We start from the raw sequence: 17210 nt of genomic DNA on the forward strand, positions 1-17210 counted from the left end.
TGACGCCCGGCCGATTGTCAGTTCCGGCCGGTTTACTGGATCACATGACCCGCCTACCCGCGCGCAGCGTCCCGCAGCCGCCCGAACTCCTCGGCCATCGTCGCCGCCGTCCAGTGCGCGTTCAGCCCGCTCGGATTGGGCAGCACCCACACGCGCGTGTCCCCGAACATCCGCTCCTGCGGCCCAACTTGGGCCCGGCGATCGTCGAAGGCGGCCCGGTAGGCGGTGACGCCCAGCACCGCAAGCCACCGCGGCTTCCACCCCGTCAGCTTCGACGCGAGGAGTTGCCCGCCCTCGCGGTACTCCTCCGCGCTCAGCTCGTCGGCCCGAGCCGTCGCCCGGGCCACCACGTTGGTGATGCCGAGCCCGTACGACAGCAACTCCCCCTGTTCGTCCGGCTTCATGAGCCTCGGCGTGAAGCCGGACAGGTGGAGCACCGGCCAGAAACGGTTGCCGGGACGGGCGAAGTGGTGGCCCGTGGCCGCCGTCATCAGACCGGGGTTGATGCCGCAGAACAGCACGGCGAGGCCGTCCGCGACGACGTCCGGTACGAGACGGTTGCGGGCGGCCTCCAGCTCGGCCTGGGTGAAGCGGGTCAGAGGATCGCCCCCGGGGTGTAACCCGCGGCCTCCGGGTGCTGCTTCGCGATCTCCTCGACACGGGCGACCACGGCGGCGACCTGGTCGGCGGCGGCGCCCGTGAAGGACAGCTTGTCGGCCATCAGCGCGTCCAACTGGGCGCGGTCCAGCGGGATCCGCTCGTCGGCGGCGAGCTTGTCCAGCAACTCGTTGCGCTCGGCGCCCTGTTCACGCATGGCCAGCGCGGAGGCGACGGCGTTCTCCTTGATCGCCTCGTGCGCGACCTCACGGCCGACACCCGCGCGGACCGCGGCCATCAGCACCTTGGTCGTCGCGAGGAACGGCAGATAGCGGTCCAGCTCCCGCGCCACGACGGCCGGGAAGGCGCCGAACTCGTCGAGCACGGTCAGGAACGTCTCCAGCAGCCCGTCGAGCGCGAAGAACGCGTCCGGCAGCGCGACCCGGCGCACCACCGAGCAGGAGACATCGCCCTCGTTCCACTGGTCGCCCGCCAGCTCGCCGGTCATCGACGCGTAGCCGCGCAGGACGACCATCAGGCCGTTGACGCGCTCGCAGGAACGGGTGTTCATCTTGTGCGGCATCGCGGACGAGCCGACCTGGCCGGGCTTGAAGCCCTCGGTGACCAGCTCGATCCCGGCCATCAGCCGGATCGTCTTCGCCAGCGACGAGGGCGCCGCCGCCACCTGCACCAGAGCGGTCACGACCTCGTAGTCCAGCGAGCGCGGGTACACCTGGCCGACCGAGGTGAACGCGTGCGAGAAACCGAGGTGGGAGGCGATCCGCTGCTCCAGCTCCGCGAGCTTCGCCGCGTCACCGCCGAGCAGGTCCAGCATGTCCTGCGCCGTGCCCACCGGGCCCTTGATGCCGCGCAGCGGGTAGCGGCCGAGCAGCTCCTCGACCCGGCCGTACGCCACGAGCAGCTCGTCGGCGGCGGTCGCGAAACGCTTGCCGAGGGTGGTGGCCTGCGCGGCCACGTTGTGCGAGCGGCCGGCCATGACCAGCTCGCCGTACTCACCGGCCAGCTTGCCGAGGCGCGCCAGGACGGCCACCGTACGATCGCGCATCAGCTCCAGGGAGAGCCGGATCTGCAACTGCTCGACGTTCTCCGTCAGGTCCCGGGACGTCATGCCCTTGTGGACCTGCTCGTGCCCGGCGAGGTCGTTGAACTCCTCGATCCGCGCCTTCACGTCATGCCGCGTGACCTTCTCGCGCTCGGCGATCGAGGCCAGGTCGACCTGGTCGAGCACGCGCTCGTAGTCCGCGATCGCCGCGTCGGGCACCTCGATCCCGAGGTCCTTCTGGGCCCGCAGCACAGCGAGCCAGAGCTGCCGCTCCAGCTTCACCTTCTGCTCGGGCGACCAGAGCGTGGCGAGCTCGGTGGAGGCGTAACGTCCGGCGAGGACGTTCGGGATGCGGGGCTTGGCGGCAGCGGAAGTCACGTGTACGGATTCTACTGGCGATTCGTGCAGGCCAGCGCCACGCCCACCTTCGTCGGAAGCTACGAGACCTCCGTCACCGTCCCGGAGTCCGCAAGCTCGGCCAACACTCCCGCATGGCACACCAGCGGCGCACACCAACAAGCCAACGTCCGCCCACGCAGCGCCGGCACCAGGGCCAGCAGATCAGGACGCTCCAGCAGATACGCCCGGTACTTCGCCATCACCTCGGCGCGCGTGCCGTCCCGACGGCGCGTGGGGGTGTCGTAGGCGAAGGGGTTGTAGAGCGGGTGTCGGGGGAGGTCCCAGCCGCCGAGGGTCCAGCGGCGGCCTACGTAGACGATCTCCTCCGGGGCGAGTTCCAGTCGGGGGCCGAAGTCGTGGATACGGCCCCTGACGTTGATCACCCGCGTGGTCATGGGGAGTTACGCCGCCGGGCCCTCGTAGGGGAGCAGGTCGGGGCGTTTGGGGGAGAGGCCGTCGCCCGAGGAGCGGCCGGTCAGGCGGCGGCCTATCCAGGGGAGGAGGTACTGGCGGGTGAAGCGGGCGTCCTCGATGCGGCGGGCGGTCCAGTTCGGGGGCGGGGTCGGCGGCATAGGGGTGCGCCACTCCGGGTCCTCCGCCTCGTAGCCGAGGGTCTGCCACACCGCCTCGGCGACTCGGCGGTGGCCCTCGTCCGTGAGGTGGAGCCGGTCGACGTCCCACGCGCGCTGGTCGGCGAGCGAGGGGGCGCTGTACAGGTCGACGACCAGGGCGCCGTGCCGGTCGGCGAGGTCGTCGACGTAGGAGAAGAGTTCCTCCATGCGCGGCCGGAAGCGCTGCTGGACCGGGCCCTCGCGGCCGGGGCTGCGCATCAGCACCAGGTGCTTGCAGGCGGGGGTGAGGCGTTCGACGGCCTCCTCCAGCAGGGCGCGCACCCGGCCCATGTCGCACTTGGGGCGCAAGGTGTCGTTCAGGCCGCCCACCAGCGTGATCACATCGGGCTGCATGGCGGCCGCCGGGCCGACCTGCTCGTCGACGATCTGCGCGATCAGCTTGCCGCGCACGGCGAGGTTGGCGTAGCGGAAACCGGGCGTCCGGGCGGCCATCCGCCCGGCGAGGAGGTCGGCCCAACCCCGGTAGGAACCGTCCGGGAGCAGGTCCGACATGCCCTCGGTGAAGGAGTCGCCGATCGCGACCAGGCTGGTGTGCGTGGGATTCGTCTGCATGGCGACGAAGATGATAACTCGCGTCCATACCCGTCGGTAGGTCGACCTCCGCGATCACGGGGCCGGGCTCACGCCCGCTGCCCGAACAGCTCCCGCAGCACGTCCTCCATGGTCACCAAGCCAGTGAGCCGGCCCTCCTCGTCCTGCACCGCCGCGAGATGCGTACGGCTGCTGCGCATCGCGGTGAGGACGTCGTCCATGGGTGTGGTCTCCCGGACGTTCGCGATGGACCGCATGTCCTCCACCTTGAACGGCTCGTCGCGCGGTGAGGCGTCGAGGGCGTCCTTGACGTGGAGGTAGCCGATGATGCGGCGCTCGCCGTCGACCACCGGGAAGCGGGAGAAGCCGGACTCGGCTGACAGCACCTCGAGCTCGGCCGGGGTGATGCCGGCGACCACGTAGTCGACGCGTTCGAGGGGGAGGACGACGTCCCGCACGGGCCGTCTGCCCAGCTCCAGGGCGTCGTTCAGCCGCTCCAGGGCCCGTTCGTCGATGAGTCCCGCCTCGCCGGAGTCCCGTACGATCCGGGCGAGTTCGGCGTCCGAGAAGCTCGCCGTGACCTCGTCCTTGACCTCGACGCGCAGCAGTTTGAGCAGGGTGTTGGCGAACGCGTTGATCGTGAAGATCACCGGGCGCAGGGCCCGGGACAGCGTCACCAGCGGCGGACCCAGCAGCAGCGCGCTGCGCACCGGTTCGGCCAGGGCGATGTTCTTCGGGACCATCTCGCCGAGCAGCATGTGCAGATAGGTCGCGGCGGCCAGCGCGATCACGAAGGACACCGCGTGTCCCGCGCTCTCCGGGACGCCGACCGCGTGGAACACCGGTTCCAGGAGATGCGCGATCGCCGGCTCCGCGACGATGCCGAGCACCAGCGTGCACAGCGTGATGCCGAGCTGGGCCGCGGCCATCAGCGCCGACACGTGCTGCAGACCCCACAGCACGCTCTTGGCGCGCCGGTCGCCCTGCTCGGCGTGTGGCTCGATCTGGCTGCGGCGCACCGAGATCAGCGCGAACTCGGCAGCCACGAAGAAGGCGTTGACGACCAGCGTCGCCAACCCGATCAGCAGTTGTACGGCGGTCACAGCTCCCCCTTCACGGAGTCGGAATCGGCGTCGTCGAGCGGTGCGTGCAGCAGCAGCCGCGCGGCCCGCCGCCCGGACGCGTCCACCACGTCGATCCGCCACCCGGCGACCTCGACGGTGTCCCCGACCTCCGGAATCCGCCCCAGCTCGTTGGCGACAAGACCGGCCAGCGTCTCGTACGGCCCCTCCGGCGCCCGCAGCCCCACGCGCGCGAGCTGGTCCATACGGGCGGCGCCGTCCGCCGAGTACAGCGTGCGGCCCTCGTCGTCCGTCCCGGCCGGGGCCAGGTCGGGCGTCTCGTGCGGATCGTGCTCGTCCCGCACCTCTCCTACGACCTCCTCGACGATGTCCTCCAGCGTCGCGACCCCCGCCGTACCGCCGTACTCGTCGATGACGACGGCCATCGTGCGCTTGCCGGACAACCGGTCCAGGAGACGGTCCACGGTCAGGGACTCCGGGACGAGAAGGGGTTCACGGATGACCTGGGAGATGGGGGAGCGGGCCCGCTGGTCCGCCGGTACCGCCAGGACGTCCTTGATGTGGACCGTGCCCACGACCTCGTCGAGGTTGCCGCGGTACACCGGGAATCGGGACAGCCCGGTCGCCCGGGTCGCGTTGGCCACGTCCTCGCAGGTCGCCTGGGTGTCGAGGGCGACGACCTGGACGCGGGGCGTCATCACGTTCTCCGCGGTGAGGTCGGCGAGGTTGAGGGTCCGTACGAACAGCTCGGCGGTGTCCGGCTCCAGGGCGCCCTCCCTGGCGGAGTGCCGGGCCAGCGCGGCCAGTTCCTGCGGCCCGCGCGCGGAGGCCAGCTCCTCGGCGGGCTCCAGGCCGAAGGCGCGCACCACATGGTTGGCCGTGTTGTTCAGATGACTGATGAACGGGCGGAACGCGGCACTGAACCAGCGCTGCGCGTTCCCCACCCGTTTCGCCACGCCGAGCGGCGAGGAGATCGCCCAGTTCTTCGGCACCAGCTCGCCGACGACCATCAGGAACACCGTCGACAGCGCCGTACCCAGCACCAGCGCGACCGACTTCGACGCGGAGTGCGAGATGCCCAGCGACTCCAGCGGGCCCGCGATCAGCACGGCGATCGACGGCTCGGCGAGCATACCGACGACGAGGTTGGTGACGGTGATGCCGAGCTGCGCCCCGGAGAGCTGGAAGGTCAGATTCCGTACGGCCTTCAGGGCACCCGCGGCGCCCCGCTCGCCGCGCTCGACCGCGCGCTCCAGCTCGCCGCGCTCGACGGTGGTCAGCGAGAACTCGGCCGCGACGAAGGCACCACAGGCGAGCGAGAGCAGGATCGCCACCAGCAGCAGAAGCACTTCGGTCATCGGGTCACCTCCGTCCCATGATCGGGCAGGGCAGGGAGGTTCGCGCGATGTCGCGTACTGGGAGGCTCGCCCATGGGCGGACGCTCACACCTTTCGAGGAGATCGATTCCGAAGTTCCGTGTCGTCCGCCAATAGTAAAGGATGGGCAAAGCGATCAGGTGGTGAGATGCTTCACCCAGCGCCGCCACTGCTCCTCGGGTGCGTACCCCGCGGCGCGCCACGCATGCTGTCCGGTCTCGTTGCGCTCCAGCACCATCGCGTCCCCGCGACGCCCGCCGAGCGCCACGAACCGCTCCTCCGCCGCCGTGAGCAGCGCCGAGCCGATGCCCCGGCGGCGCTGCTCCGGGTGCACGGCCAGCCGGTAGAGGTGACAGCGCCAGCCGTCGAACCCGGCGATCACCGACCCGACGATCCGTCCCTCACGCTCCGCGAGGATCAGCGCGTCCGGGTCCCTGGTGATGAGCCGGGCCACCCCGTCCCGGTCGTCGCTGATGCTCGTCCCTTCCGCGGCCTCGCGCCAGAACGCCAGCACGGCGTCGATGTCGCCGAGGGCGGCACTGCGGATATGAAGATCAGTCATGCGATGAGCCAAGCAGAGCGCGGACACGGGCGGCCAGTGGGTTTCGGTACGACCTGCCGACAGACGAACACGTCCTCGCGAGCCACCCCGGAACGGCGAAGTCCCTCGCTCGTCTTCGGGGGTGTGACAGGGCCCCTCACTCCGCTGTCCCGCAGGTCAAGGGGCTGGCAGACTGGATCGCATGGCACGTGAGCAGGCCGGTGGTGGCGGTGAGCTGGGGCGTTTTCTGTGGGCCCGTCGGGCGCGGGTGACTCCCGCGGAGGTCGGACTGCCGCTGGGACCCGGGCTGCGGCGCACGCCCGGCCTGCGCCGCGAGGAGCTGGCCACGCTCGCCGGAGTCAGCATCGATTACTACATCCGCCTGGAACGCGGCAAGGAGACCAACCCCAGCCCGTCCGTCGTCGACGCCCTCGCGGCAGCCCTGCTGCTCGACGGCGACGAACGCGAGCATCTGCGCGACCTCGCCGCCCGAGCCGCGCGCACGCAGCCGGACCCGGCGCCCGTGCTCAGCCGGACCGTGGCGCCCGGCGTGGAACTGCTGCTCGAGAGCCTGCGCCCGTACCCCGCCCACGTGGTCGACCGCACGATGGACGTGATCGCCTGGAACCCGGGCGGGCTGCGTCTGATGGCCGGCATGGAGGACTGGCCGCCGGGTCGGCGCAACATCGTGCGCTACGTCTTTCTGCACCCCATGGCCCGCACGCTCTTCGAGGACTGGGAGCACCAGGTCCGCGGCTGTGTCGCCCGCCTCCGCACCCTCGCCGGTGTCGAACCGGACGCCCCCGACCTCACCGACCTCGTCGACGAACTCCTGCTCAAGAGCCCGGACTTCGCCCGCCTGTGGGAGCAGTACGACGTCAAGGGCAACACCACCGGCCGCAAGACCTTCCACCACCCCATGGTCGGCGACGTCACCTTCGGCTACCAGGGAATGGAGCTGGAGGGCAGCCGCGGGCACCGGATGGTGTCGTACTACGCGGAGCCGGGGACGTCCGAGTACGACGCGATGCTCCTGCTGGACAGTTCCTCGACGACCGGCGCGAACGCCTCCAAGTACGGCTCCAGCACGGTGAGATAGGAGAACCCGTACCGCTCGCGCAGCGCGCACAGCTTCGCGGTGATGTGGTCCAGGGTGCCGACCAGCATGACCGGGAGGTCGAGGACCTGTTCCAGGGTGAGGTCCGGCCGGCGGTCCAGCAGCGGGCGGAGCGCGCTCGCCGGGTCGTCGGTCACCGCCACCAGCTGGATCAGCAGGTTCAGTTCGGCGGGTTCCGCGCGGTCGGCCGCGAACTCCCGGTACCGGGCGACCCGTTGGCCGAACTCGGCGGCATCGACCGGTGCGAGCCTGCCCTCGGTGTTGCCCGGCACCAGACGCGCACCCGTGAACGCCGCGATGTCCGCGTGCTGGGCGGTGAGGCGCAGCATGCGGTCGCCGTTGCCGCCGAGGAGCAGCGGGACCCGGCACTCCGCCGCGTCCAGCAGCCGTTCCAACTCCTCTACCGTACGCCGTACATGGTCCACGCGTTCCCCCGGCGAACCGAAGGGCAGCCCCGCCGTGTCGTGCTCCGCCTGTACGTAGCCGGTGCCGAGGCCGAGTTCGAGGCGCCCGCCCGTCAGGTCGTTGGTCGTCGTCACTTCGCGGGCCAGCAGAGTCGGGTTCCAGAAGCCCGCGTTGAGCACGAACGTGCCCACCTGCGGCCGTTCGGTCGCCTCCGCCGCCGCGACCAGTGCCGGGAACGGCGCGACCATGCCCAGATGGTCGGGGACCAGGATCACGTCGTAGCCGAGTTCCTCCGCCCGGCGGCATTTGGCGCTCCACTCGGCGGCGGGCGCGGACGTGAGCAGACTGGCCCCGAAGCGGAACGGGCGCGGCATGAACTCTCCTCGACAGAAGGCAACTTGGGTGAGTGTCAGGCGACTTGTGTGACTGTGACAACTCTCCTCGGCGGCAGGCGACTCGAGTGACCGCCGCGATTCCCTCACTCGTGTGCGATCGCCGCCAGCACGTTCATGCGGGACGCGCGCAACGCGGGCAGCAGTGCCGCCACGATGCCGACCACCGCCGAGCCGATCACCACCGCGACGATCGTGCTCCACGGCACCGCGAGCGCCTTCATGCCCTGGAGCGCCAGGACTTGTTGCGCGCAGACGCCCCACACCAGGCCGAGACCGAGCCCCAGCACCGCGCCGAACACCGCGATCACCACCGACTCCAGCCGGATCATCCGCCGCAGTTGGCGCCGCCCGAGCCCGATCGCGCGCAGCAGGCCGATCTCCCGGGTGCGCTCGACGACCGACAGGGCAAGGGTGTTGACCACGCCGAGCACCGCGATGACGATGGCCAGCCCGAGCAGCGCGTACACCAGGTACAGCAGTACGGCGATCTGGTCGTGGATCAGCTTCTTGTAGTCGGCCTCGTCGCGTACCTGCACCTGCGGATAGGGCTTCAGCGTCGTGTCCAGCGCCTTGCGGAGCTGGTCGGCGCCGGTGCCGGACGTGGCGTTGACGTACAGCGTGGAGTCCTGGCCGTTCGGGACGTACTTCTCGACCGTGGCGATCCCGAAGAACAGCCCGCCCTGCGTCCCGAACCCGCCCGAGGAGCCCTGGTCGCTGAGGGCGCCCACCGTCAACTGCGTGGTGCGTCCGCCCGGGAACTCGACCGGGAGCACACTGCCGAGTCGTACCTGATGGTCCTTCGCGAAGTTCACGTCCATGGCGAGATGTCCGGCGGCGAGTGCCGAAGTCGTGTTGCCCTGGGCGTACTTGATGTGGGCGACGTCGTCGAGTGGGGTGTCGTAACCGGCCGCCGTCGTCTCCACCCGCTTGCCGTCCGGCAGTCGGACCGCGAGGGGTGCGAACCGGGCCCGTACGACGAGACCGACGCCCTGGGTGGCCCGCACACGGTCCGTGACCTCCTTGGAGAAGGGAACGAAGCTGCCGTTCTGGATCACGAAGTCGGCGCCCAGGGTCTTGTCGATCTGCTGGTCGAAGGACTTGGACATGGAGGCGCTGGCCACCGACATCCCGCCGACCAGCGCGAGCCCCACCATCAGGGCCGCCGCGGTGGCGCCCGTACGGCGCGGGTTGCGCAGGGCGTTGCGCTGGCTCATCCGGCCGACCGAGCCGAACAGGGCGGGGAAGGCGCCGCCCAGCACCCGGATCATCGGGCGGACCAGGAGCGGGCCCGCGATCACGGTCGCGATCAGGGTCAGGACGATGCCGAGGCCCAGGAAGGAGGCGGACGAGGCGGTCTTCGTCGCGGCGGCGCAGCCCGCGAGCGCGGCCACTCCGATCGCCCCGACGATCGAACCCACGACGGCACGCACCCTCAACGGCCGCCCCACACCGGCGACTTCGGCGTCCGCGAGGGCCGCCATCGGTGAGACGGTCGCGGCACGCCGGGCCGGGAGATACGCGGCGACGAAGGTGACGCCGACACCGACGACGTACGCCGCAACGGGAGTTGGCCAACCGACCACCATCTCCGTGGTCTTGAGGTTCATGCCGAACGCGGTCATCAGCTTGATCAGCCCGGCCGCGAGCCCGATCCCGGCCGCCAGACCCAGCGTCGAACCGACCAGGCCGAGCAGCAGCGCCTCGGTGAGCACCGACCGCCGCACCTGCTTGCGGTCGGCGCCGAGGGCGCGCAACAGGCCCAGTTCGCGGGTGCGTTGGGCGATCAGCATCGAGAACGTGTTGACGATCAGGAAGACGCCGACGAGGACGGCGATGCCCGCGAAGCCGAGCATGACGTACTTGATCACGTCGAGGAAGCCGCCCAGGTCGGCGGCGGCCGACTTCGCCTGCTCGTCGGCGGTCTTGATGTCGTACGTACCGGGCGAACCGATCGCTGCGGTCACCCGCTGCTTGAGTACGGCGTCGGTCACGCCCTTCGCCGCGTCCACCGAGATGCTGGTTGCCCGGTCGGGGGCGCCGAGCAACTGGTCCTTCGCGGTGGCGGGGTCGAGGAAGACCAGCGCGGCGCCCGGGTTGGTGGTGGTGAAGGTGGCGATGCCGACGATCCGGACCTTGAAGCTGCCGGGCTGTGCCTGCACGGTCAGCGTGTCGCCGATCTTCACGTGCTTGTTGTCGGCGGTGTCCGCGTCCAGGAGGGCTTCACTGGCACCCTGCGGGGCGTGCCCCGAGGTCAGTTTCACCGGGCTGCGGTCGGTGAGGTACCAGTCGGTGGCGATGGTGGGCGCGCCCGTGGTCGGGCCGACGGACTTGTTCTTGCTGTCGACGACCACGATGTTCTCGACGGACACGTCGGCGTGGGTCGCGGCGACCCCGGCCACCTTCGCCACCTGGCCGGCGAGCGAGGCGGGCACGGTCTCGGTCGCGCCGGTGGGCACCGAGGACTTGAGGTCCTGCTTCGGCTCCACGGTCACATCGGCGGACGTGGACGCGAAGAGCCGGTCGAAGGTGCGGGTCACCGTGTCGGAGAAGATCAGGCTGCCGGCCACGAACGCCACCGACAGCACGACGGCCAGCGCGGAGAGCAGCAGCCGCCCCTTGTGCGCGAGGAAGCTCCGGAGGGTCGCCTTCAGCACGGGTTCAGTCCTTGTCGAGGGTTACGTCGGTCGTGTTCCCGGCGGCGCCGTCGAACTGGCTCCTGACCAGGTCGAATCGCTTCATGCGCTCCAGCACCGCGTCCGCTGTGGGCCGTTCCATCTGATCCACGATCCGCCCGTCCGCGAGGAAGAGCACCAGGTCGGAGTGGGCGGCGGCGCCCGGGTCGTGGGTGACCATGACCACGCTCTGGCCGAGTTGGTCTACGGCGTCGCGCAGGAAGCCGAGGACTTCGAGGCCCGCCCGTGAGTCGAGGTTGCCGGTCGGCTCGTCCGCGAAGATCAGCTCGGGCCGGGAGGCGAGCGCCCGCGCGCAGGCCACGCGCTGCTGCTGGCCCCCGGACAGCTGGGACGGCCGGTGCTTGAGGCGGTCCCGCAGCCCGAGCGTGTCGATGACCTGGTCCAGCCACTTCTGGTCAGGCTTCTTGCCGGCGATGTCCATGGGCAGCGTGATGTTCTCGGCCGCGTTCAGGGTCGGGATGAGGTTGAACGACTGGAACATGAACCCGATCCGGTCCCGGCGCAGCCGGGTCAGCTCGCGGTCCTTCAGCCCCGTGATCTCGGTGTCGCCGAGCCAGACCTGTCCGGCCGAGACGTTGTCGAGCCCCGCCAGGCAGTGCATCAGCGTGGACTTCCCGGAGCCCGAAGGGCCCATGACCGCGGTGAAACGGCCGCGCGCGATATCCACGTCCACCGAGTCCAGGGCAAGCACGGTCGTCTCGCCCGAGCCGTAGGCCTTGGTCAGACCGCGGGCACGGGCCGCGTTCTCGCCGGCCGAAGCCTGACCCGGAGCGTGCTCCGCAGCAGATGTGGACAAGACAGCCCCCTGGGATTCCCTCGCTCGTCGACGTTCCGAGACGTTCCGATGCCTTCTTCTGCCTTCTTCCGTCTTCCTCGCGGGCCGAGCCTAGTGTGACGCGCCACACAGCCGATATCCCCCGTACGACCGAGGCGGTCTCCGTCCCAGGTCGGGCCCCCGATACCGGTGTAAGGGGCACTCTCCACCCGTCGGAGGAGCCCTTGCGGGTGCCTTGCGGGTGCTAGCGATCCGGCGCTAGCGTCTAGGTATGGCGAAGACCCAGCTGAACGTACGCGTGGACGAGGGCACCGCCCGCGCGGCCCGTGAGCGTGCCCTGGCGCGTGGCATGAGCGTCAACCGGTACATAGAAGAGCTGGTCAGACAGGACACCGGCGAGGTCGGCCACACGTTCGTCGAAGCCGCGGCCGACTTCATGAAGCAGTACGAGTCCGTCTTCGCCGACGAGTTCGGCGCGGACGGGGAGAGCACCCGCGAAGGTCGCCGCTGATCCCTTTGAACAACCTCAGGATCGACCTCGCCTGGCTGCTGATGCTCGCCGAACAGAAGACACCGGGTGACCCCCAGGTCACCGACTGGGGCGCGCTCGTCGCCGCCGTGGCGCGCCACCAGGCCGACATATTCGACGTTCCGGTCTACGACAGCCCGTACGCGCGCGCCGCCGCCTTACTCCAACTGCTCATCCACGTCCCCGCGTTGGAGCGCTCCAACGCCCTCTTCGCCTCCGCCGTCGCATACGCCTACCTCGTCGCCAGCGGCCTGAAGGTCGTCACCTCGCCCGAACAGGTCCGCGATCTGGCCCGGTTGGTGAAGAGCGGCGAGGCGTCGGTCGACGACATCGCGCACGAGCTGCGCCAGTGGAGCCTGTGATCACTCCTCGGTGGCAGGGCGCCACGCGGTACCCAGGACGCAGTACGACGTAGGCAGCGTGGGTCCCTTCTCCGGGATCAACACCCGCCGGTACGGCCCGAGTTCGAACCCGGCGGCGCGCAGCGCGGCGACCGGGTCGCGGGCCAGATGACAGCCACCGTTCAGCGGCGGCCACAGCGTGCGGTCCAGGGCGCGCTGGGTGAACGCCATCGCCGGTCCGCCGCCGCGGCCGTGCTCGAAGAACCGTACGACTCCGCCGGGCCGCAGCACCCGCCGTACCTCGGCGAGCGTCCTCGGCACATCGCGCACGCTGCACAGCACCAGCGAGAGGACGACCGCGTCGAAGGCCTCGCTCTTGACGGGCAGCTTCTCCGCCGCGCCCGGCACCACGTCGACGGGCACCTCGGAGCGGAGCGCGGACTCCACGGCCAGGTGCCGCAGGGTCCGCTCGGGCTCGATGGCGACGACCTCGGAGACGGCGCTCGGATAGTGCGCGAAGTTCAGGCCGTTCCCGGCGCCGATCTCGATCACCCGCCCGGAGAGCCCGGCGAGCAGCCGGTCACGCATCCCGGCGAGGCCGAGCCGTGACTCGGCGCTCACGCTGAAACGGGCGTAGTACCGGGCGAACAGCGGGTGGTGGACGGCGTCCCGCGGCACAGTGCCGATCGTGCCGGAGCCTGCGGACCGTAGCGGCATGGCGACCTCCCGGACCGGACCGGCCGGAAACCGGTCCTTACCGGGATTGTCCCCCCTGCCGCCCTTGACCACCCCCGCTGCCGCCGGGGAAGGAGCAGGAACCGGGCCAGGGCCAGGGCCAGGGTCAGGCTCAGGAGATGAAGTCCCGGACCTGCTCGTAGACGCCGTGGTCGTTGTTCATGTCGGTGTGCGAGATGCACCCGACGTCGACGTTGGTCGCGCCGCTCAGCTCGGCCGAGGTGTCCGGGTTGATCGCCTCGTCGCAGTCCGACCAGTAGGCCGCGTACGACACGCTGCCGGGCGTCTCGTCACCGGAGTTGAGCGCGGTGAGGAAGGAACTCCCGGTCTGCATCTCCTTGCAGGACGTGTAGAGCCAGCCGCAGAGCGAGGCGATGCTCGTCCCGTGGTTCACCCCGGCGACGGACACGAAGTCGTCGACGTACGAGGTCCCGCCGAGGTTCTTGAGGTAGTAGCGGCTGTTGAGCGCACCCATGGAGTGGACCACCAGGTCGACCTTCGACGCGCCGGTCTTGGACAGGACGGACTGGATGTAGGTCGACAGCGTCGAAGCGGTCGTGACGTTCGACTTCGTCCAGTCGTACGAGATCGCGTACAGCTCGGAGGACGAGTAGCCGTCCGCCTCGAAGTCCGCGATCCAGTCGTCCCAGCTGGTGGAGTCGCTGCTCAGACCGTGTACGAACACGATCGGGTTGTGGCTCGCCGCCTGCGCGGGCGTCGAGGCCAGGGAGAGTGACAGAAGGAGCGAGGTGGTCACGGCCGACAGGGCCATGGCGATGCGACGCTTGTGGCGCTGCATGATGCCTCCTGATACGGGTGGGGTTGTCAGGAGTGTCAGCGGGGTCTACGCGCGCCGCATCGGCGAAATCGCCGGTCTTTACGGGTGAATTAACTCGCCAGTAACGTCAGTTGTGTGCTGACTCCGGTGAACCCCACTTCTCTAGACCGCACTTCGCCACCGTCGCGCATCGACACGGGGCGAACCTCCGATCCCGCGCTCCCCGAAGGCGTGCGCATCCGGGTACTGCGCGCGACCTACGGCGATCCGCGCGCCGCCGCCGAACTCCTCCCGCGCCTGACCCCACGCCAGGCCGCGGGCCTCGACCCCCTCCCGACTGAACCGGCCTCCCTGGCACCGGAGTTGCTGAACCGGCACCGCCGGGAGATCCGCGCCCTGCCCGACGACACCCGCCTGCTCCTTCTCCTCGCCGCGGCGGACCAGTACCCGGTCGCCACCCACGCCTTCCTGCGTGCCGTCGCGGCCGGGCGGCTCGACACCCGGCCCCTCGAAGCCGCCGAGACGGCCGGGGTCGCGCAGGCGACCGCCGGCGGGGTCGTGTTCCGCGACGCGTGGACGAGGATCGCCGCGTACGAGACCGGGTCCCCGGCGGACCGGCGGGACGTCCACCGGTTGCTGGCGCGGGTGTTGCGTGCGGAGGGCGAGACTCCGCGACGCTCCTGGCATCGGGGCGCGGGTGCGCTCGGCCCCAGCGTGCGGCTCACGGCGGAACTCCGCACGGCTGCCCAACAGGCACGCGACGCCGGTGAACACACCCTCGCCTGCGCCCTGGTGGAACGCGCCGCCGCGCTCTCCCGCGACCCCCGCGAACAGTCCCGCCTCCTCAACCGCGCCGCCGGCGACGCCTGGCAGTCCGGCGAGGGCGACCGGGCCCGAAGACTCGCAGCCACCACGGACAGCGACGCGTTGAACGGGGTGTTCGCGCTGCGGGCGGGGAACGCGGCCGAGGCGTTCGACGCGCTGCTGATCGCGGTGGGGCGGCGGGAGTTGGGGGAGTCTGCGGGCTCCTTGAGCGAGGCGCCTCGGGCGGCGGGGACGGCCGGGTCGGCAGGGGTACTCCGGTCGGCTGAGGCGGCTCGGTCGGCTGGGGCACGTCGGTCGGCGGAGGTGGCTCGATCGGCTGAGGCGCCCGGTTCGACTGAGGCGGCCCCGTCGGCTGGGGCGTCGCGGTCGGGCGAGTCAAGCCGGTTGGCGGGGACGCCCGGGTCGGCGGAGACGACAGGATTGACCGAGGCGGGCCGGTCGGCGGAGACGGCCCGGTCTTCTGGGGAACTCCGGTCGGGCGAGTCAGCCCGGTTGGCGGGGACGCCCGGGTCGGCCGAGAGGACCGGTTCGACTGAGGCATGCCGGTCGGCCGAGACGGCTCGATCGGCTGAGGTGCCCGGGTTGACTGAGATGGGCCGGGCGGTTGGGGCGTCGCGGTCGGGCGAGTCGGCCCGGTTGGCGGGGACACCCAGGTTGGCGGAGACGGCCGGATCGACTGAGGCACGCCCGTCGGCTGAAGCGGCTCGAACGGCTAGGGCGCCTCGGGCGGCGGAGGTGCCCCGGTCGACTGGGGTGTCGCGGTCGGGCGAGTCGGCCCGGTTGGCGGGGACACCCGGGTCGGCGGAGAGGACCGGTTCTACTGAGGCAAGCCGGTCGGCTGAGACGGCCCCGTCGGCTGGTGCACCCCGGTCGGCGGAGACGGCCCGGTCGGCTCGGACACCCCAGGCGGCCGCGACAACCGGATCGACCGGGGCACCCCCGTCGACTGAGACGGCACGATCGACGGAGATACCCGGATCGACCGCACCCCCTCGAGCGGCCACGCCCCCGTCGACTGCGGCACCCCGAACGACCGGGACGCCCCCCGTCGCCATCACCGCCGTGCCCCGAACTCCCGGCCTGGATCACGCAGTTCACCTTCTCGCCCGGGCCACCGAGGCCGCCGTCTACACCGGGGACCTGAGACGGTGCCGGGAGGCGGCGGCTGTCGCTTCCCGGCTCGGGATCGTGCCGCACGGGACGCTCGGGGGACTGGCCGCCGCTTTCGAGGGGCGGTACGAGGACGCGAGGGACCTGCTCAAGGCCGCCGCCGGGAGATGCGGACCCGGGGGTGACCCCACCCTCCTCATCCACGCCGGGATCGCCGCCCTGATGCTCGGCGACCACACCCGCGCCACCACCGCCACCGTGCGGGCGGCGGCCTCGGCCCGGGCGCGGGGCGCGACCGTGATCGTGGCGCAGGCGATGGAGTTCCGGGCCTACGCCGAGTTCTGGACCGGGCATCCACGGGCCGCCGAGACGGCCGCGGCGGACGCCCTGTGGCAGGCCCACGCGACCGGACAGGACAACGGCGCGTGTCATCTGCAGGCAGCGCTCGCCATGTTCGCGGCGCTGACCGGAGACGGGGACGTCTGCCGGGAACGAGCCGCAGCCGCCCGCTCGTACGCCCTCGGCCGTGGGCTGGGCCTGCCGGCCGCCCTCGCGCAATGGGCGCTCGCCTACCTCGACCTCAGCAGTGGCCGTTTCGCCGCAGCCGCGGCCCGGCTGCGCGCGCTCGCCGGGTTCGGCCCGGGCCACGGTCACCGGGCCATCCGGCACCTGGCCACCCCGCACTACGTCGAGGCCGCCGCCCGCAGCGGCGACACCCGTATCGCCCGCGCAGCACACGCCGACTACGACCGCTGGGCACGCGCCGTCCGCAGCCCCGACGACCTTGCCCTCAGCGCCCGTTGCCGGGCCCTGCTCGCACCCGGCGACGAAGCCGTCGATCACTACCGCACCGCCCTCGACCTGCACGCACGCGGCACCCGCGACTTCGAACGGGCCCGCACCGAGCTGCTGTTCGGCGGTGCGCTGCGCCGACTGCGCCGCCGCACCGAGGCCCGAGACCGGCTGCACACCTCGCTGGAAGCCTTCGAGTCCTTCGGCGCCCCGCACTGCGCCGCCCAGGCCCGCGCCGAACTCCGCGCCCTCGGCACGCCGGTGGGAGCGACCGCCCTGCCTGCACCCGGAGCGCCGACCACCCGCCTGACGGCCCAGCAACTGATGGTCGCCCGCATGGCCGCCGACGGCGCCACCAACCGCGAGATCGCCGTCCGCCTCGCGCTCAGCCCGCGCACGATCGACCACCATCTGCGCGGAGTTTTCAGCCGGTTGGGCATTCGGTCGCGGATCGAGCTGGTGCGGTTGCTGGCTGAAGGGGAGGCTTCCTGAAC

At 71.0% G+C, this 17210-nt stretch carries 16 protein-coding genes; 4 read left to right on the forward strand and 12 right to left on the reverse strand.

Annotated features, from left to right (window positions below; translation table 11 throughout):
* Positions 1-53 precede the first annotated feature (53 nt).
* The 7 genes from mug to OO70_RS12370 form a co-directional block, all read right to left on the reverse strand.
* Positions 54-599, reverse strand: a complete 546-nt coding sequence (gene mug / locus OO70_RS12340) for a G/U mismatch-specific DNA glycosylase (RefSeq protein WP_078651367.1) — start codon at positions 597-599, stop codon at positions 54-56.
* The gene (gene purB, locus OO70_RS12345; RefSeq protein ID WP_043668397.1) at positions 596-2038 is read right to left on the reverse strand and encodes an adenylosuccinate lyase; all 1443 of its coding nucleotides are present in this window, start codon (positions 2036-2038) and stop codon (positions 596-598) included. The genes mug and purB overlap by 4 nt, the downstream gene beginning before the upstream one ends.
* 59 nt (positions 2039-2097) lie before the next feature.
* Entirely contained in the window at positions 2098-2454 is a 357-nt protein-coding gene (locus OO70_RS12350; protein ID WP_043668400.1) for a DUF4326 domain-containing protein, read from the reverse strand.
* Between the two features lie 6 nt (positions 2455-2460).
* On the reverse strand, positions 2461-3243 hold the full coding sequence (locus tag OO70_RS12355) for an SGNH/GDSL hydrolase family protein (RefSeq protein WP_043668405.1): 783 nt from the start codon (positions 3241-3243) through the stop codon (positions 2461-2463).
* 68 nt (positions 3244-3311) lie between these two features.
* Positions 3312-4325 carry a hemolysin family protein gene (locus OO70_RS12360; protein WP_043668408.1) on the reverse strand — a complete coding sequence of 338 codons (1014 nt, stop codon included), beginning with the start codon at positions 4323-4325 and terminating at the stop codon, positions 3312-3314.
* Positions 4322-5662, reverse strand: coding sequence for a hemolysin family protein (locus tag OO70_RS12365; protein ID WP_043668411.1), 1341 nt, complete (start codon positions 5660-5662; stop codon positions 4322-4324). The genes OO70_RS12360 and OO70_RS12365 overlap by 4 nt, the downstream gene beginning before the upstream one ends.
* A gap of 154 nt (positions 5663-5816) precedes the next feature.
* On the reverse strand, positions 5817-6242 hold the full coding sequence (locus OO70_RS12370) for a GNAT family N-acetyltransferase (protein WP_043668414.1): 426 nt from the start codon (positions 6240-6242) through the stop codon (positions 5817-5819).
* Between the two features lie 181 nt (positions 6243-6423).
* On the opposite strand from OO70_RS12370, the gene OO70_RS12375 reads away from it, so the two are divergent.
* Complete coding sequence (locus OO70_RS12375; protein ID WP_078651368.1) at positions 6424-7320, forward strand: helix-turn-helix transcriptional regulator; 897 nt, start codon at positions 6424-6426, stop codon at positions 7318-7320.
* On the opposite strand, the gene OO70_RS12380 is transcribed toward OO70_RS12375, so the two are convergent.
* From OO70_RS12380 to OO70_RS12390, 3 genes are all read right to left on the reverse strand, one after another.
* Positions 7215-8117: an LLM class F420-dependent oxidoreductase gene (locus OO70_RS12380; protein WP_043668421.1), complete on the reverse strand. Its 903-nt coding sequence runs from the start codon at positions 8115-8117 to the stop codon at positions 7215-7217. The two genes, OO70_RS12375 and OO70_RS12380, sit on opposite strands and share 106 nt — an antisense overlap.
* Before the next feature lie 104 nt (positions 8118-8221).
* Positions 8222-10792 carry an ABC transporter permease gene (locus OO70_RS12385; protein WP_043668425.1) on the reverse strand — a complete coding sequence of 857 codons (2571 nt, stop codon included), beginning with the start codon at positions 10790-10792 and terminating at the stop codon, positions 8222-8224.
* A 4-nt stretch (positions 10793-10796) separates the two neighbouring features.
* Positions 10797-11627: an ABC transporter ATP-binding protein gene (locus tag OO70_RS12390; RefSeq protein ID WP_043668429.1), complete on the reverse strand. Its 831-nt coding sequence runs from the start codon at positions 11625-11627 to the stop codon at positions 10797-10799.
* Between the two features lie 250 nt (positions 11628-11877).
* Here OO70_RS12390 and OO70_RS12395 point away from each other — a divergent pair, with 250 nt between their 5' ends.
* Together OO70_RS12395 and OO70_RS12400 are read left to right on the forward strand one after the other, a co-directional pair.
* Positions 11878-12117 (forward strand): hypothetical protein, encoded by a 240-nt coding sequence (locus tag OO70_RS12395; protein WP_043668432.1) that lies wholly within the window; start codon positions 11878-11880, stop codon positions 12115-12117.
* A gap of 5 nt (positions 12118-12122) precedes the next feature.
* Positions 12123-12497, forward strand: coding sequence for a hypothetical protein (locus tag OO70_RS12400; protein ID WP_043668435.1), 375 nt, complete (start codon positions 12123-12125; stop codon positions 12495-12497).
* Here the strand turns inward: OO70_RS12400 and OO70_RS12405 are convergent, their stop codons facing one another.
* Positions 12498-13193 (reverse strand): class I SAM-dependent methyltransferase, encoded by a 696-nt coding sequence (locus OO70_RS12405; protein WP_043668438.1) that lies wholly within the window; start codon positions 13191-13193, stop codon positions 12498-12500.
* Positions 13194-13323: 130 nt separating this feature from the next.
* On the reverse strand, positions 13324-14010 hold the full coding sequence (locus OO70_RS12410; RefSeq protein WP_043668440.1) for an esterase/lipase family protein: 687 nt from the start codon (positions 14008-14010) through the stop codon (positions 13324-13326).
* A 114-nt stretch (positions 14011-14124) separates the two neighbouring features.
* Here OO70_RS12410 and OO70_RS55930 point away from each other — a divergent pair, with 114 nt between their 5' ends.
* Complete coding sequence (locus tag OO70_RS55930) at positions 14125-17208, forward strand: LuxR C-terminal-related transcriptional regulator (RefSeq protein ID WP_407702764.1); 3084 nt, start codon at positions 14125-14127, stop codon at positions 17206-17208.
* Positions 17209-17210: the final 2 nt, after the last annotated feature.

Origin of the sequence: Streptomyces xylophagus (genome assembly GCF_000716435.1) — a bacterium.
Lineage (GTDB): Bacteria > Actinomycetota > Actinomycetes > Streptomycetales > Streptomycetaceae > Streptomyces > Streptomyces xylophagus.

What these genes read in the sequence shown, in the direction of transcription:
- OO70_RS12350 (WP_043668400.1), bottom strand. Translation starts at nt 2,454, where the DNA reads ATGACCACGCGGGTGATCAACGTCAGGGGCCGTATCCACGACTTCGGC.
- OO70_RS12355 (WP_043668405.1), bottom strand. Translation starts at nt 3,243, where the DNA reads ATGCAGACGAATCCCACGCACACCAGCCTGGTCGCGATCGGCGACTCC.
- OO70_RS12365 (WP_043668411.1), bottom strand. Translation starts at nt 5,662, where the DNA reads ATGACCGAAGTGCTTCTGCTGCTGGTGGCGATCCTGCTCTCGCTCGCC.
- OO70_RS12370 (WP_043668414.1), bottom strand. Translation starts at nt 6,242, where the DNA reads ATGACTGATCTTCATATCCGCAGTGCCGCCCTCGGCGACATCGACGCC.
- OO70_RS12375 (WP_078651368.1), top strand. Translation starts at nt 6,424, where the DNA reads ATGGCACGTGAGCAGGCCGGTGGTGGCGGTGAGCTGGGGCGTTTTCTG.
- OO70_RS12380 (WP_043668421.1), bottom strand. Translation starts at nt 8,117, where the DNA reads ATGCCGCGCCCGTTCCGCTTCGGGGCCAGTCTGCTCACGTCCGCGCCC.
- OO70_RS12395 (WP_043668432.1), top strand. Translation starts at nt 11,878, where the DNA reads ATGGCGAAGACCCAGCTGAACGTACGCGTGGACGAGGGCACCGCCCGC.
- OO70_RS12405 (WP_043668438.1), bottom strand. Translation starts at nt 13,193, where the DNA reads ATGCCGCTACGGTCCGCAGGCTCCGGCACGATCGGCACTGTGCCGCGG.
- OO70_RS12410 (WP_043668440.1), bottom strand. Translation starts at nt 14,010, where the DNA reads ATGCAGCGCCACAAGCGTCGCATCGCCATGGCCCTGTCGGCCGTGACC.